General features: G+C 72.3%; 15 protein-coding genes. 10 read left to right on the forward strand and 5 right to left on the reverse strand.

Annotation, left to right across the window (positions count from 1 at the left end; all coding sequences use genetic code 11):
* Positions 1 to 177: 177 nt before the first annotated feature.
* Positions 178 to 894: a helix-turn-helix domain-containing protein gene (locus tag AB0E14_RS04370; protein ID WP_362411730.1), complete on the reverse strand. Its 717-nt coding sequence runs from the start codon at positions 892 to 894 to the stop codon at positions 178 to 180.
* 240 nt (positions 895 to 1,134) lie between these two features.
* On the opposite strand from AB0E14_RS04370, the gene AB0E14_RS04375 reads away from it, so the two are divergent.
* Positions 1,135 to 1,806, forward strand: a complete 672-nt coding sequence (locus AB0E14_RS04375) for a DUF4097 family beta strand repeat-containing protein (protein WP_362411733.1) — start codon at positions 1,135 to 1,137, stop codon at positions 1,804 to 1,806.
* 165 nt (positions 1,807 to 1,971) lie between these two features.
* A complete protein-coding gene (locus AB0E14_RS04380; protein WP_362411737.1) occupies positions 1,972 to 3,462 on the forward strand; it encodes a hypothetical protein in 1,491 nt (496 codons plus the stop codon).
* Between the two features lie 75 nt (positions 3,463 to 3,537).
* Here AB0E14_RS04380 and AB0E14_RS04385 read toward each other — a convergent pair whose 3' ends face one another.
* On the reverse strand, positions 3,538 to 4,836 hold the full coding sequence (locus tag AB0E14_RS04385; protein ID WP_362411740.1) for an ABC transporter substrate-binding protein: 1,299 nt from the start codon (positions 4,834 to 4,836) through the stop codon (positions 3,538 to 3,540).
* A 226-nt stretch (positions 4,837 to 5,062) separates the two neighbouring features.
* On the opposite strand from AB0E14_RS04385, the gene AB0E14_RS04390 reads away from it, so the two are divergent.
* The gene (locus tag AB0E14_RS04390) at positions 5,063 to 5,509 is read left to right on the forward strand and encodes a hypothetical protein (RefSeq protein WP_362411890.1); all 447 of its coding nucleotides are present in this window, start codon (positions 5,063 to 5,065) and stop codon (positions 5,507 to 5,509) included.
* A gap of 45 nt (positions 5,510 to 5,554) precedes the next feature.
* Positions 5,555 to 6,406 (forward strand): formyltetrahydrofolate deformylase, encoded by an 852-nt coding sequence (gene purU / locus AB0E14_RS04395; protein WP_362411743.1) that lies wholly within the window; start codon positions 5,555 to 5,557, stop codon positions 6,404 to 6,406.
* 18 nt (positions 6,407 to 6,424) lie between these two features.
* Here purU and AB0E14_RS04400 read toward each other — a convergent pair whose 3' ends face one another.
* Together AB0E14_RS04400 and AB0E14_RS04405 are read right to left on the reverse strand one after the other, a co-directional pair.
* Positions 6,425 to 7,786 carry a zf-HC2 domain-containing protein gene (locus tag AB0E14_RS04400; RefSeq protein ID WP_362411746.1) on the reverse strand — a complete coding sequence of 454 codons (1,362 nt, stop codon included), beginning with the start codon at positions 7,784 to 7,786 and terminating at the stop codon, positions 6,425 to 6,427.
* A complete protein-coding gene (locus AB0E14_RS04405) occupies positions 7,783 to 8,364 on the reverse strand; it encodes a sigma-70 family RNA polymerase sigma factor (RefSeq protein WP_362411749.1) in 582 nt (193 codons plus the stop codon). The genes AB0E14_RS04400 and AB0E14_RS04405 overlap by 4 nt, the downstream gene beginning before the upstream one ends.
* Before the next feature lie 219 nt (positions 8,365 to 8,583).
* On the opposite strand from AB0E14_RS04405, the gene AB0E14_RS04410 reads away from it, so the two are divergent.
* Positions 8,584 to 8,958, forward strand: a complete 375-nt coding sequence (locus tag AB0E14_RS04410) for an STAS domain-containing protein (RefSeq protein WP_362411752.1) — start codon at positions 8,584 to 8,586, stop codon at positions 8,956 to 8,958.
* Between the two features lie 53 nt (positions 8,959 to 9,011).
* Positions 9,012 to 9,524 (forward strand): EF-hand domain-containing protein, encoded by a 513-nt coding sequence (locus AB0E14_RS04415; protein ID WP_362411755.1) that lies wholly within the window; start codon positions 9,012 to 9,014, stop codon positions 9,522 to 9,524.
* Here AB0E14_RS04415 and AB0E14_RS04420 read toward each other — a convergent pair.
* Positions 9,506 to 11,035, reverse strand: coding sequence for an AMP-binding protein (locus tag AB0E14_RS04420; RefSeq protein ID WP_362411758.1), 1,530 nt, complete (start codon positions 11,033 to 11,035; stop codon positions 9,506 to 9,508). The genes AB0E14_RS04415 and AB0E14_RS04420 overlap by 19 nt on opposite strands.
* A gap of 172 nt (positions 11,036 to 11,207) precedes the next feature.
* Here AB0E14_RS04420 and AB0E14_RS04425 point away from each other — a divergent pair, with 172 nt between their 5' ends.
* The 4 genes from AB0E14_RS04425 (at position 11,208) to AB0E14_RS04440 (ending at position 15,302) form a co-directional block, all read left to right on the forward strand.
* Positions 11,208 to 12,398 (forward strand): amidohydrolase family protein, encoded by a 1,191-nt coding sequence (locus AB0E14_RS04425; protein WP_362411761.1) that lies wholly within the window; start codon positions 11,208 to 11,210, stop codon positions 12,396 to 12,398.
* Entirely contained in the window at positions 12,398 to 13,531 is a 1,134-nt protein-coding gene (locus tag AB0E14_RS04430; protein ID WP_362411763.1) for an acyl-CoA dehydrogenase, read from the forward strand. Before AB0E14_RS04425 ends, AB0E14_RS04430 begins: the two co-directional genes overlap by 1 nt.
* 14 nt (positions 13,532 to 13,545) lie before the next feature.
* The gene (locus tag AB0E14_RS04435; RefSeq protein WP_362411766.1) at positions 13,546 to 14,433 is read left to right on the forward strand and encodes an acyl-CoA dehydrogenase family protein; all 888 of its coding nucleotides are present in this window, start codon (positions 13,546 to 13,548) and stop codon (positions 14,431 to 14,433) included.
* 413 nt (positions 14,434 to 14,846) lie between these two features.
* Positions 14,847 to 15,302 carry an ATP-binding protein gene (locus tag AB0E14_RS04440; RefSeq protein WP_362411769.1) on the forward strand — a complete coding sequence of 152 codons (456 nt, stop codon included), beginning with the start codon at positions 14,847 to 14,849 and terminating at the stop codon, positions 15,300 to 15,302.
* The last annotated feature ends 106 nt before the right edge of the window (positions 15,303 to 15,408 follow it).

A 15,408-nucleotide genomic window follows, 5' to 3' on the forward strand; every position in this document is an offset into this window, starting at 1 on the left:
GCTGGGGCGGTAGCCTCAGGGCCTCTCGTTTGGATCATGCCGGGCTCGCGGGCCCTGGCACCGCGCCTCGCCGCGTTGTCGTCGGTCGCCAACGCTCCGCGTTGACTCCCTCCTCCGCCTTGCGATGCACGGCACCAGACCCCGCTCCCTGATCCGGCCTGATCCAAACGACAGGCCCTACGGGGTGGACTTCGTGTGGAGGACCTCGCGGGCCTGTTCGGCGGCGCGCGTGATGCTCTCGGCGACGAAGTCCATGAAGCGGGCGATGTTCTCCAGGCGTTCGGCGGCCGGGGTGTCGGCGCCGAGGACGCGGACGCCCTCGCGCGCGGTCGCGGCGAACTCGGCGTTGGACCGGGCGGCGGCCACCATCGACTGGTACCAGACGTCGGCGTCGGCGAAGTAGCGGTCGCGGCGCCGCTCGTCCCGTTCCCGGCGGACCAGGCCCTGGCTCTCCAGGAACGCGATGGCCTTGGAGACGGACGCGGGGCTGACCTGGAGGCGCTGGACGAGCTCGGCCGCCGTGAGGCTGCCCGTGTCGGTGGTGAAGATGCAGGTCAGCACCGAGGCGGTCATCTTGGGCAGGCCCTGGCTCATGAGGAGGGTGGTGAACTGCTCCTCGTACGCGCGGACCGCCTCGGCGTCGCGGCCGTAGGGCTGCGGGGGCGCCTGAGTGCCCTTGGGGGTGGCCGGCCTGCGCCGGTGCGCGCGGTGTTCGGTGGCGCGGTGGGCCAGGTCGGCGCGGTAGGCGGTGGGGCCGCCGTTGCGCATCACCTCGCGGGTGATCGTCGAGGTCGGGCGGTCCAGGCGCCTGGCGATCTCCGCGTACGCGAGGTCGTCGGCGAGCCCCAGCGCGATCTGCTGGCGTTCCTGCTGGGTGAGTCTGCCTCCCGGCACCGCGATCTCCCTTCGATCTGTTCTCCGTGGCGGCCAGCATAGCGTTCACTCCCCGTCCAATGCAACGCGTGAGCGTTGGTTCGTTGCGTTATCGCGCAGGTCGTTGCAATGAAATAACTGTCTTTACCTGCTGCGATTCCGTTTGGGTGCAACGAGCTTGTTGCTGGATCCGTGAAGACAACGTAGCGTTTCTCTTGTCAGAAACACGGAGCGCAGCACACGGAAGCCAGGAGAGAGACCATGAACAAGTTCGCCACCACCGCCCCGATCGCCGCCGTCGTCGACATCGCCGCCGGGCGCGTCCAGGTCATCGCCGCCGACCGGGCCGACGCCACGGTCGAGGTCCGGCCGGCCAACCCCGCGAAGGGCCGCGACGTGAAGGCCGCCGAGCAGACCGCCGTCAGCTACGAGGACGGCGTCCTGCGGGTCACCACCCCGCCCGCGAAGAACGGTCTCCTCGGCAACGTCGGCTCCGTCGAGGTCACCGTCCAGGTGCCCGCCGGCTCCCGCGTCGAGGGCAAGTCGGCCGCCGCGGAGTTCCGGGGCGTCGGGCGGCTCGGTGACATCGCCTTCGACGGCGCGCACGGCGCGGTCAAGATCGACGAGGCCGCGAGCATCCGGCTCACCGCCCTCGGCGGTGACGTCACCGTCGGCCGGCTGAGCGGCCCGGCCGACATCAGCACCCTGAAGGGCGACATCCGGATCGCCGAGGCCACCCGGGGCGCGGTCGTCCTGTCCACCCAGTCCGGCGACCTGTCGGTCGACGCGGGGCGCGGGGTCTCCGCCACCCTCGACGCCGGCACCACCCTGGGCCGCGTCCACAACTCCCTCGCCAACGCCGTCGGTGCCGCCGCCGAGCTGAACATCAAGGCGACCACCATCCAGGGCGACATCACCGCCCGCAGCCTCTGAACGGTACGAACGGGGGCGATCGGGCCACAGCGGCACGGGAGTTGACGGTGAGACCGGTGCGGGCCCGTTGTGGGTCTGTTACCGGTCTCACACGTGTGTGCGCGGCCCTGGACGCACCCGGTAGCGTGAGCCGACGATTCCGTAGGTCCATCAGTGGGAGTCCCGGTGACGCAGAGCGGACAGGGGCCGGAGCCGCAGTATCCGGCGGCACGGCCGACGCACGAAGGTGTCGTGCTGCCCGCGGAGGGCGGCGTGGAGACCGGCCAGGGCACAGGCCCGGCCGGCGGCACGCCGTGGGGCGGCGCCTGGGGCCCCGGTGGGGCGCCGCAGGGGCAGCAGCCCCCGCAGTACCAGCCGTCCGCGCAGCCCCTGCCCCCGGCCCAGCCGCTCCCGCCGGAGGCCGTGCCGGGCGGAGCCTCCGACATGCAGGCGACGCAGTACATCGCGCCGGTCCCGCCGCAGGGCGCGCCGCCCGCCGGACCCGGGCCGATGCCCGGACCGATGCCGGGCGCGATGCCCGGGGCGCACGGGCAGATACCCGCCGACACCCCGCCGCCCGGCGGCTACGGCTACCCGGCGCCCGCCCAGCCGGCCGGCCCGGCCGGCTACGGCTACCCCCAGGCCGCGCCCACGCCGCCCGTCGCCGACATGCAGGCCACCCAGCACATCCCGCCGATCGCCGCCCAGGGCGGCGGCCAGGACACCCAGTTCCTCGGCACCGGCCCGCTGGGGGCGCCGCAGCAGCCCGCCGGGGCGTCCGACGCCACCCAGTACATCGCCCCCGTGCCCACGCAGGGGCCCGGCGAGCGGCAGCCGCCCGCCGAGTTCGACAACCTCTTCCGCAGCGACGCCACGCAGCACCTGCCGCAGCCCCCCGCCGGGCAGACGCCGTACGGCCGGCCCGCCCCGCAGCCCCCGCAGCAGCAGTTCCAGCAACAGCAGCAGTTCCACCAGCAGCCGCCCGTGCCGCCGGCCTTCCAGGGCGCGTACCAGGACGACTACGACGACGAGCCCGAGCCGCGCCGCAGGTCGCCCCTCGCCCTGATCGCCGCCGTCGTCGTCGGCTGCGCCGTCGTCGGCCTCGGCGCCGGGGCGCTGCTCAGCGGCGGGGACGACGAGAAGGACAAGGGCCCGGCGCAGAACGTGGCCGCGAGCTCCGGCACCCCGTCGACCGAGCCGACCTCGAAGGGCACCGATCCCGTCGCGGCGCAGGCGGAGGCCCTCGACAAGCTGCTCGCCGACAGCAACAACAGCCGTGACGCGGTGATCCGCTCGGTCGAGGCCATCAAGCAGTGCAAGAACCTCGACCAGGCCGCCACCGACCTGCGGGACGCCGCCGGGCAGCGGCGCGCCCTGGTGACCCGGCTGCAGGGCCTGACCGTCGACAAGCTCCCGGACAACGCGGCCCTGAACACCGCGCTCACCAAGGCCTGGCAGGCCTCGGCGTCCGCCGACGACCACTACGCCGCCTGGGCGGACCAGGTGAAGGGCAACAAGAAGCTCTGCAAGGGCGGCAAGGCCCGGGGCACCTCGCACACGGTCGAGGCCGGCAAGCAGAGCTCCGACGCCACGGTCGCCAAGCGCCAGGCGGCCACGCTGTGGAACCCGACGGCGGAGAAGTACGGCCTGTCGAAGCGGAGCGCCACCCAGCTGTAGCGCGGGGGCGCCGCCCGGGCGGGCACCACCGCCCGGGCGGGCACCCCGCCCGGGCCGATACGGAGCGCCGGGCCGTTACGGAGCGCTGAGTACGGTGTCGCCGACGTCGACGAAGCCCGGCTTCTGCGCCACGAGCTGCCCCTTGCGGACCACCTGGAACGTCACCTCGTGGTTGACGATCCGGGGGAAGCGGGGGGCGCCGAGCATGTCCTCGTAGCGCCAGCGCAGCGTCGGGGTGAGGCCGCCGGTGTCGATCTGCACCCCGCGGTCCAGGGCGTGCGCGACGGCGGCCGCCGAGACCGAGTCGGTGTCGAGCGACTCGATCACCTTCTTCAGGACGGTGTACGCGATCCAGGTCGTCTGGACGCCCGCGTCGGTCGGGTCGACGCGGTTGTCGACGAACGCGTGCTCCTTGATCACCTTGCGCATCGGCGCCCAGCGCTCGTCGTTCGCCTCCGGGTACCAGCCGGTGACGTACGCGCCCTCGAAGGGGCTGTGCGCGCCGCCGGTGCGGTCGACGACGGGCTGGCTGACGCTGCCGAGCACGGAGGAGATCCGTACGCTCTCCGCGCCCTTGTCGTCCTGGCCCTCGTCGTCGCCCCGGCCGTTCTCGTCCTCCTGCTCGGGGAGGCGGCGGAAGGAGTCGAAGAAGGTCTGGGTGCGCTCACCGAGGACGGCCGCGACACAGCCGTCCTCCGTGCCCGCCTTGGAGCGGGCCCGCTTGGCCTGGGCGGTGTACTCGGCGGCGTCCTCGACGGCCGGGATGTCGGTGGCACCGTCGTGGCTGCTCTTGCGCAGTCCGGAGTTGAGCAGGTCGGGCAGCTTGTCGCCGGCGAGGGTGTCGGGCCGGACCAGGGAGACCTTGCGGCAGGACTCGGCGAGCTGCATGCCGTGACCGGCCATGAGCGAGGCGAGGCCGCCGTTCACGGGGTAGGAGAGCGGGCTGGTGAACTCGTCCTCGGAGACGCCGTACCCGCCGATGTACGGGATCTCGGCTGCCTCCAGGGGCGCCATGAAGGCCCGGCCGTTCTGGCTGTAGGAGCCGACGACGGCGACGACCTTCTCGCTGACGGCCCGGCGGGCGCAGGCGGCCGCACCGGCGGAGGTGTTCTGCTCGTTGCAGGTGAGGATCCTGAGCTCGTGGCCGTCGATCCCGCCGGAGGCGTTGACCCAGCGGGCGAACGCCTGGGCCATGGCGGGCATGCCGGGCTGGTTGGTGGCGCGGGTCCCGTCGGGTGCCCAGGTCATGACGGTGACGGGTTCCCTGGACCCCCCCGAGGTCCCAGGGATCACGCCACAGCCGGTGAGCAACGACGCACCCGCCGCTGTCGCCGTGACGTACGCGAGAAGTGAGGTCAGTCGCCTACCGGTCATGAGCACGCACAATTCCGCCTCACGGGTAACGCAGAAGTGTGCACGGTTCAACGCGAGGTGACGTGAGGGTGAATTACCGGGGTGGCCTGCCTGATGGGAGGGGTGCGGGAGGAGCGCGCGAAGGGTGCTGGTCGGGCGATCTTGAGGGGGAACGTACGATCGAACGGTGTCCAGTCCAGTCTCGGGTTCGGTGAACTCTTCCCGTCGCGGCCGTCGCTCCTCCACCATGGGCGGCATGCCGCTCAACGACTTGCCGTGGTGGCGCTGGCGCAGCAACGTGCGCTCGGCGCTGCACATGCTCTCCGACCCCGCGTTCCACGAGACCACCTGGCTGGCCGGCCAGGAGGGGTACGGCGACGTCACCGACGCCGTCTACCGCCTGGTCGAGGACACGTGGCTGGACAACTGGTCCGCCGAGAAGTACGTCGGAACGATCTTCCGCGACTCCGGCGAGGCCGCCCTGGTGGACGTGGCCGTGCTGCGGGTGCTGCGGATCATGCACCAGGTCGGGCCCGACGCGCCGTTCTCCGCGTACATGGAGCACCACGGGTGGCCGGAGGCCGTGCGCGCCGCCCGCGAGGCACACATACGGATGGCGTCGGCGGACGGCGAGGACCCGGACACACCCCCGCGCTCCCTCGACGTGCTGCGGATCATGACCGGGTCCGTCTGACGGACGGCAGGCCGGCCCGATGGCCGGATGTGAAAGGCTACGGGGATGACCGACCAGTACGTCCTCACGCTCTCCTGCCCCGACAAACAGGGCATCGTGCACGCCGTGTCGAGCTACCTCTTCATCACGGGCTGCAACATCGAGGACAGTCAGCAGTTCAAGGACCGGGACACCGGCCTCTTCTTCATGCGCGTCCACTTCTCCGCGGAGGAGCCGGTGACCGTGGAGAAGCTCCGGGCGAGCTTCGCGGCGGTCGGCGACTCGTTCACGATGGACTGGCACATCAACCGGGCCGACGAGCGGATGCGCGTCGTGCTGATGGTGTCGAAGTTCGGCCACTGCCTGAACGACCTGCTGTTCCGCTCCCGGATCGGCGCGCTGCCGGTCGAGATCGTCGCGGTCGTCTCCAACCACACGGACTTCTCCGAGCTGGTCAGCTCGTACGGCATCCCGTTCCGGCACATTCCGGTGACGAAGGAGAACAAGCCGGAGGCCGAGGCCGAACTGCTCGCCCTCGTCCGCGAGGAGAACGTCGAGCTGGTCGTGCTCGCCCGCTACATGCAGGTGCTCTCCGACGACCTGTGCAAGCAGCTGTCGGGCCGGATCATCAACATCCACCACTCCTTCCTGCCGAGCTTCAAGGGCGCCAAGCCCTACCACCAGGCGCACGCGCGCGGTGTGAAGCTGATCGGCGCGACGGCCCACTACGTGACGGCCGACCTCGACGAGGGCCCGATCATCGAGCAGGAGGTCGAGCGCGTCGGCCACGAGGTCACGCCCGACCAGCTGGTGGCGGTCGGCCGCGACGTGGAGTGCCAGGCGCTCGCCCGCGCGGTGAAGTGGCACGCCGAGCGCCGCATCCTGCTCAACGGCCGCCGCACGGTCGTCTTCGCCTGACCGGGCTCCCCGCCCCTCTCACAGCCTGCTGAGCGAGGCCGCCGCGAAGAGGACGTCGCGGATGGCCTCGCGGTCGCCGTCCTGACCGGCCGCCGCCTCCTCGGGCGGGATGTGGCCGGCCACGAGCTGGCAGAACTCGACGCCGTCCATCGCCACCTGGGCCACCGCGTGGTCCGGGGAGCCGACGGCCGCGGGGGAGTCCAGGGCGATGTACCAGTGGCCGCCGCCCGAGCCCTCGACCTCCAGGTGGAGCGAGCGGCCGGGGGCGCCCGCCGCGACGAGCTCGCGCGGCGGCGAGGCCAGACCCGCACGGCGCCGGTCGGCGAGGGCCGCCGGAAGCAGCCGGGCCGCCAGGTCGATCATGCCGTGCAGATGAGCGCCGCTCGGCGGCTCGTACGGATACGCCACCGCGTTCGCGATGTCGTCGGCATGCACCCAGCACTCGAAGGCCCGCTCCAGGAGCGAGTCCCGCATCGGCAGGGCGAAGTCCCCGTACGTCACCGTCAGGTCGGCGACCCCGCGCCCGGCGAACGAGACCGTGCGGATCAGGGTGTGGCTCTGCTCCCGCCACGGCTCGCGCACCCCGCGCGTCGGCGGGTGGAACGAGCCGCGCCAGTACTCCTCGGTGCGCTCCACGGGCGTGACGGCCGTGGCCTTCGGGCCCAGCGGGTCGTCCAGACCGAGCGCGGAGGACACCAGCCCGTCCACCGTCAGGAGATGGCCGATCACGCCGGCCACCGTCGTCTTGCGGGTGACCGGGCGCTCGCCCTCGAACCACTTCAGCCGGACCGGCGCGTGCCACTCGGACTCGCCGATGTCCCGCAGCAGCGCGTCGAGCCGGGCGGTCTCCGCGTCGTACGGCGTCGCCCAGGCCGGCACCGGGATGCGGGCCGGGCGGCGGCCCAGGCAGTTCTCCAGGACCCGGGAGCGCAGCAGCGGGTCGAGGTCAAGGTCCCGCTCGGAGTGCAGCAGCGCGACCGCGTCGCGCAGCCGCAGTGCCTCGTCGGCGCACGGGGCGCACTCGGTCAGGTGGTCCTCGACGGCCTGGGTCTCCTCGGGCGAACAGGCCGAGAGCGCCCACGCGCCGAGGAGCGATTTCAGGACACTGTGCGGCGGCGGGGGAGGCGGCGCAGGGGCCACGGCCAGCACCGGCTCCTCGGGCGGCTCCGCCGCGTCGGCGCTCGGTCCGGCGGCTGCTTCGGCGGTCGTTTCCGCCGTCCCTGCGGTCACCCCTTCGGGCGCCGGTCCCGCTGCCGGATCCGCCGCCAGGTGGGCGGTCAGGTCGGCGGTCAGGTCCGCGTGGTCGTCCGCGGCCGCGCGGGGTCCCGGTATCCGGGGAGCGCGCGCCACGTCGTCGGGCGTGTCGTCGGGGCCGTTCACAGCGAGCGTCCGTACCCGGGCGGCGAGGAGCCCTCCAGCGGGCGGGTGTTCGCCGTCGAGAGCAGCTGCAGCCCGAGGCGCAGCCTGCGCCGCGCCTCGTCCTCCGTGACCCCGAGGTCGGCGGCGGTCTGGCGGTAGTCGCGGCGCTGGAAGTAGGCCAGTTCGAGGGCCGCGCGCAGCGGCGCAGGCATCGACGTCACGATGTAGTCGGCGCGGGCCGCGACCGAGGCCCGGCGCACCTTCTGCTCCAGCTCCTCCGCCGAGCCCTCGCCGGTCTCCGCGTACGCCGTCGTCTCCGTCTGCCGCAGCCGGTGCACGGCCTGGCGCTGGGTCAGCTTGGCGACCCAGGAGCGCATGTTGCCCTGCTTGGGGTCGTAGGCGTCGGGGTTCTCCCAGATGTAGCCGAAGACCTCGCGGGTGACCTGGTCGGCCGCGCTGTCGTCGTCGAGGACCCGGTGGGCGAGGCTGTGCACCAGGGAGGCGAACCGGTCGTAGAGCTCGCCGAGCGCGGCGGCCTCACCGCGCGCCAGCCGCTGCTGCATCCTGCGGTCCCAGCGCGGTGGTGTGTCCTTCGCCATGCGTCGACCTCCCGACCCGAGTTCACCCTCCAAAGTAATGCGCCGTCGATGGGTGCACGCCCCTTTGTGACAAGTACGCCCCCACGGGCCCTACCGGATGGTAAGGAAACCGCCGTTCGTCATCCGGAGGGTTTCGGGCCGCGTTCCCGGGGCAGCGGCAGAGGACGGGAACGACCTCCTCCGCTTGATATCACCGCTTCCTCCCGAAGGGTGCGCAGTGTGAACCTCCATGTCGACGTCGAAGAGCTGGGTCCCTGGACCGTGCTGCGGATCCGCGGGGAGCTGGACCTGCTGACCTCGCCGCTGGTCAGGAGACGGGTCCACGACGCCGTCGCGGGCGGCCGGCACGACGTCGTGCTCGACCTCTCGGGGGTGCTGTTCTGCGACTCCAGCGGGGTCGGTGTGCTGATCGCCGCGCGCCGCCTGATGCGTTCCTGCCAGGGCCGCCTCCGCGTGGTCCTGCCCGCCCGGGGGTCGGAGGACGCGTCGCACGTCAACCGGGTCCTCGCCGCCCTCGGGGTGCGCCGCCTCTTCGACGTGTACGGGGACGCGGCGGAGGCCGTCGACGAGGAGACGCAGCCGCTCTCGGCCTGACCGGCCGGTCACCCACTCGGCACGGCGCCCCGGATCGTCGTACCCTCCCAGGAATGCAGCCCATGGAACCCGAGCAGGACCCCGGACAGCTCTTCGAGCAGCGGATCGCCCGCCGCTTCGCCGCCTTCGACCAGGACGGCGACGGGACGATCTCGCGCGAGGACTTCAGCACGGCGGCCAAGCGCCTCCTGACGGAGTTCGACGTCTCCTTCCGCTCCGACCGGGGCCAGGCGCTCTGCGACGGCGCCGAGGCGTTCTGGCAGGGCATGGCGGGGATCGCCGACATCGACGGGGACCAGAAGGTCAGCCGCGCGGAGTTCCTCGGCGGCGCGGTGAAGCGGCTGCACGACCACCCCGAGCGGTTCGCCGAGATCGCCCGGCCCTTCCTGCACGCCGTCCTCGCCATCGCCACCACCCCGGCCGACGTGGAACGGGCGCTGCTCGTCCTCGGCATCCCGCCGGTCCCGGCCGCGCTCAGCGCCCGTACGCTCCCGGTCGGCGCCTCCGGGTCGGTCGACGAGCAGGCGGCGGTGAACGCCTTCGCGCACTACTTCATGACGGAGTAGCGCTCCCTGAGCCGGTACTTCAGCACCTTGCGCAGCGTCTCGTTGCGGGGCAGGGCCTCGACGACCTCCAGCTGTTCCGGCAGCTTGTGGACGGAGAGGCCCTGCGCGCGCAGGAACTCCGTGACGGCCGCGAGCGTCAGCGGGTCCGCGCCCGGCGGCTGCTCGACCACCGCGCAGACCCGCTCCCCGCGTTCGGCGTCGGGGAGCCCGATCACGGCCGCGTCGCCGACGCCCGGGTGCTCGTGGAGGAGGTCCTCGATCTCCTTGGCGGAGATGTTCTCGCCCTTGCGGATGATGATGTCCTTGATCCGCCCGGTCAGCACGAGATGGCCGCTCGCGGTGACGTGTCCGACGTCGCCGGTGATCAGGAAGCCGTCCTCGTCGAAGGCGGCGGCGGTCTGCGCCGGGTCCAGATAGCCCTGGCAGACGGCCTCGCCGCGCAGCCTGACCTCCCCGTTGCCCGAGCCGTCGTCGGCGATCCGGATCTCCATGCCCCGCGGCGGCCGCCCCTCCGTGGTCGCCAGGTTCTCCACCGTGTCGTCGGGCGAGCCCATCGTGATCATCGGGACCTCGGTCATGCCGTAGCCGTGGGTGAGCTGGCAGCCCATCTCGCGGACGACCGCGTGGTAGATCTCCGGCGGCTTGGGCGCCCCGCCGCCCGCGAGCAGCCGCAGGCTCGGTATCAGCTTCTCGCCGGGCGGCAGCTTGCGCTGTTCGGCGAGGAACATCGAGTAGAAGGCGGTGGATCCGCCGGCCACGGTCACGCCGTGCCTGCGGTACTCGGCGAGCGCGCCGGGCAGCGCGAACTGCTCGAACATCACCGCGGGGAAGCCGTACAGCAGGAGCATCACCGTGTAGTCGGGCCCGGCGATGTGGGCGTACGGGAAGGCCATCGAGCCGATGTCGTCCTCGGTCAGGTGCAGGGCGTGCGCGAGGCACGAGCCGCCCGCGATCAGGGAACGGTCGGTGTGCAGGACGCCCTTGGGGTCCGAGGTGGTGCCCGAGGTCCAGTAGATCCACCGGACGTCCGTGCCGTTCGACGGGGGCGGCGGGAGGACGGCCGGGTCGCCGTCGGGCAGGGACTCGGGGCCGTACGCCTCGAAGACCCCGCGCGCGCCGAGCCGGTGGGCCATCTCGGTGTGGTCGAAGCCGCGCCACACGCCCGGTACGGCGAAGAACTCGGCCTTCGACTCGCGCAGCGCGAAGCCGACCTCGCGGTCCCGGTAGAACGGGATGACGGGGGTCTGCACGGCGCCGAGGCGGGCGAGCGCGAAGGAGAGCACCGCGGTCTCGATCCGGGTCGGCAGCTGCCAGGCCACGACGGTGCCGGGCCGCACGCCCATGCCGTACAGGCCGGCGGCGCACCGCTCGGCGCGGTCGCGGAGTTCGCCGAAGGTGAGGATCCGGTCCTCCTGGAGCAGGACGGGACGGTCGGGGGTGAGCGCGGCACGGCGTTCTGCCAGCTCCCACAGGGTGCGGGCGGTGCCCAGGGTGTGTGCGGTGTCGGTCATGACGGTCCCCTCCGCGTCCGGTGCCCGCTCTAGCTGACGGCCAGTCAGATTTGAGGGGGAGCGTAGAGGTCCGCCGCTTGTCGGTCCAGGGGGCTGGGGCTAACCTGAGCCCGACCGCTATCTGACGGGTCATCAGAAAACAGATAAGTGTCAGCGGCGACGGGAGACTCTCATGGCGGAACTTCCACGGATCATCAGCGTCGACGACCACGTGATCGAACCGGCCCACCTCTTCAAGACCTGGCTGCCGGCCAAGTACCGCGACCGGGGACCCCAGCCGCTGACCGCCGGGATCGGCGAGCTGGCCTACGTCGGCGGGAAGTACCAGATCACGATGGACCCGGACGGCCCGCCCACCGACTGGTGGATCTACGAGGACCTCAAGTTCCCGTACAAGCGCAACATCGCCGCCGTCGGCTTCGACCGGGACGACATGACCCTGGAGGGCATCACCCGCGAGGAGATGCGGCGCGGCTGCTGGGACCCGGTGGCGCGGCTCAAGGACATGGACCTCAACCACGTCGAGGCGAGCCTCTGCTTCCCGACCTTCCCCCGCTTCTGCGGCCAGACCTTCGCCGAGGCCAAGGACAAGGAGGTCGCCCTCGCCTGTGTCCGCGCCTACAACGACTGGATGGTCGAGGAGTGGTGCGGCGACAGCGGCGGCCGGCTCATCCCGCTCTGCATCATCCCGCTCTGGGACATCGACCTGGCGGTGGCGGAGATCCGGCGGAACGCGGCCCGGGGCGTCAAGGCCGTCACCTTCTCCGAGATCCCGACCTACCTCGGCCTCCCCTCCATCCACTCCGGCTACTGGGACCCGTTCTTCGCGGTCTGCCAGGAGACCGGCACGGTCGTCAACATGCACATCGGCTCCAGCAGCCAGATGCCGGCCGCCTCGCCCGACGCCCCGCCCGCCGTCCAGGCCTCGCTCAGCTTCAACAACGCGATGGCCTCGATGATGGACTTCCTGTTCAGCGGCGTCCTGGTGAAGTTCCCCCGGCTCAAGCTCGCCTACAGCGAGGGCCAGATGGGCTGGATCCCGTACGCCCTGGAGCGCGCCGACGACGTGTGGGAGGAGCACCGGGCCTGGGGCGGGGTGCGGGACCTGATCCCCGAACCGCCGTCCACGTACTACTACCGGCAGATGTTCTGCTGCTTCTTCCGCGACAAGCACGGCATCGCCTCGCTCGACGTCGTCGGCCGCGACAACGCCACCTTCGAGACCGACTACCCGCACGTCGACTCCACCTTCCCGCACACCAAGGAGGTCGCCCTCGACCACGTCCAGGGCCTCGACGACGAGACGGTCTACAAGCTGATGCGCGGCAACGCCATCCGCATGCTGGATCTGGGCATCGTCTGATGGACCTCGACGACGGCGCGGGCGAGGAGGAGTTCCGGGCGCGGCTGCGGGAGTGGCTCGGGACCGTCCTGCCGACGCTGCCGCCCCGGCCCGACCCGCTGGACTGGCCGGGCCGCCGGGCGTACGACTGCGGCTGGCAGCGACGGCTGTACGACGCGGGGTACGCGGACGTGCACTGGGACGCCCCGCCGACCCAGCGGCTGATCTTCCTGGAGGAGACCGAGCGGGCAGGGGCGCCGTACGTGGGCGCGAACTTCGTCGGGCTGCTGCACGCCGGGCCGACCGTCGCCGCCGAGGGCACGGCCGAGCAGCGGGAGCGCTGGCTGCCGCCGGTGCTGCGCGGCGACGAGGTGTGGTGCCAGGGCTTCAGCGAGCCGGACGCCGGATCGGACCTGGCGAGCCTGCGGACCCGGGCGGTACGCGACGGGGACGACTACGTCGTCTCGGGGTCGAAGATCTGGACCTCGCACGCGGAGGTCGCCGACTGGTGCGAGCTGCTCGTCAGGACCGACTCCTCCGGCCCCAAGCACCGGGGCATCACCTGGCTCGCGATGCCCATGGACGCGCCCGGGATCACGGTCCGTCCGCTGCGGACGCTCGCCGGGTCGACGGAGTTCGCGGAGATGTTCCTCGACGAGGTCCGGGTGCCGGTCGCGAACCGCGTCGGGCAGGAGAACGACGGCTGGCGCGTCACGATGGTGACCCTGTCCTTCGAGCGCGGCACGGCCTTCGTCGGCGAGGTCGTCGCCTGCCGGCGCGTCCTCGCCGAACTCGCCGCGGCCGCGCGGAAGAACGGCACCTGGGACGACCCCGTCGTCCGGCGCCGCCTCGGCCGGCTGAGCGCCGAGTTCCGGGCGCTGTGGCGGCTGACCCAGTGGAACGTCAGCGAGGCGCAGGCGGTGGGCGGGGTGCCCGGCATCGGCGGCTCGGTCTTCAAACTGCGGTACTCGCACGCCCGGCAGGAGCTGTACGACGCGGCGGCCGAGGTCCTCGGCCCGGACGCGCTCGACCTCGGGCGGGAGTGGAACCTCGACCGGCTGTCCTCGCTCTCGTACACGATCGCGGCCGGGACCAGTCAGATCCAGCGGAACATCGTCGCCGAGCGGATACTCGGCCTGCCGAAGGGGCGATGAGGGGTGGTGGTCTCGTGGACTTCCGGCTGACGGACGACCAGAAGGCGCTGCGGGCGGGCGTACGGGAGCTGCTCGCCGGCCGCTTCGACCGGGACGCCCTGCGGGCGGCCGTCGACGCCCGGGTGCTCGACCGGGCGCTGTGGCGGGAGCTGGGCGCCGCCGGGTTCTTCGCGCTGCGGCTCCCGGAGGCGGCGGGCGGTGTGGGGCTCGGGCTGCCGGAGGCGGTCCTCGTCTTCGAGGAGGCGGGGCGGGTGCTGCTGCCGGGCCCGCTGATCGCGACCCACCTCGCGGCGGGCACGGTCGAGGGCGCCGCCGAGGGCGAGGCCGTGGTGACCGCCGTCGACGGCGGCCTCGTGGAATGGCTGGACGCGGCGGACGTGGTCCTGGGGGACGCCGAAGGGGCCGTACCCGTGCGGTCGGTGGACCCGCTGACGCCCCTGCACCGGGTGGCGGTCGACAGGGGTACGGGCGGGGGTGCGGGCGGCGGCACGGGCGTGGCGTCGACGGCGTCCCTCCTCAGCGCCGCCGAACAGCTCGGCAGCGCCGCGCGGACCACCGAGACGGCCGTCGCGTACGCCCGCGAGCGGGAGCAGTTCGGGCAGGCCATCGGGGCGTTCCAGGCCGTGAAGCACCTCTGCGCGGAGATGCTCGTACGGACCGAGGTGGCCAGGGCGGCCGTCTACGGAGCAGCCGTCACCGGCGATCCCGTCGAGATCGCCGGGGCGAAGCTGCTCGCGGACGAGGCGGCGGTGGCGTGCGCGCGGGACTGCCTCCAGGTCCACGGCGGCATGGGCTTCACCTGGGAGGCCGACGTGCATCTGCACCTCAAGCGGGCCTGGGTGCGGGCCGAGCGCGGCCCGACCAGGGCGCGGGCGGAGGAGGCGGAGGCGGCCGCGCTGTAGGCGCGCGCGGCGGCGCCCGGTGCGCGGGCGCTCACGGAGCGTCGATATCGGGTTGTGTCCTTCGGGCGGGCCGTCACGGCCCGGAGTCGGGGTCCCGCTCCGGTACTCTCCGTGGGATGCGAGTGGTTGTGAGCCCGGATCGTCCCGGTGTCGCCGAAGCGGTGACCCCGGATCGGGCGATGCCCGCCGCTCGTACCCCGTGGAGGCGCTGGACGTCCTCCTGTTCGACTCCCCGCAACGTGCGTCGCACAGTATGGACCATGCGTACTCCTTCGCGCTGGAATATGCCCGAAGCGCTTGTTGCGGTGACTGTACGTCAACCATGCTGTCTCACAAGGGAATCACGTTCCGTAAGGGCGTCGATGGCTGTGAGGCGCGAGGCGATGTGTCCGCCGGTTCGGATGGTGTGAACGGTGCAGGTGCTTCAGGTTCAGTTGGAGGTCGGGCCCGACCCGGCGGAGGTGGGGCGAGCCCGGCGATGGGCGCGTTCGAGGCTCGTCGGGTCGGGCATAGAGGATGACGAGCCGCTGGCCGAGACGCTGGTGCTGCTCATCTCCGAGCTCGTGACCAACGCCGTGGTGCACACCGGCTGTCCGGCCGTGCTGCGGATGCTGTTCGGCGCGGGCTGCCCCGAGGCGGGCACGGTGCGGGTCGAGGTCGCCGACTCCAGCGACCGGCCGCCGCAGCCCCGGCACGCCCAGGGCGAGGACACCAACGGGCGAGGCCTGGAGCTGGTGGACGGCCTGGCCGACCGGTGGGGCTGGCAGCGCGAGGGCGCCGGCAAGTCCATCTGGTGCGAGGTGGACCGGGGGGTGCCGACGAAGCCCGCGACTGCGGCGTCAGGCCCCGCGGCCTCGGTGCACTGTTGACGGTTCGTGGCGGTTTGTTCACTCTGGGGTGAGCGATTCGTTGCGAGGGGACGACGAGGGCGGGCGTGGAGGTTCCGCGGCCCTCGACGAGTGCGGGTCGTGTCCG

This window comes from Streptomyces sp. NPDC047981 (assembly GCF_040653315.1).
Classification (GTDB): Bacteria; Actinomycetota; Actinomycetes; order Streptomycetales; family Streptomycetaceae; genus Streptomyces.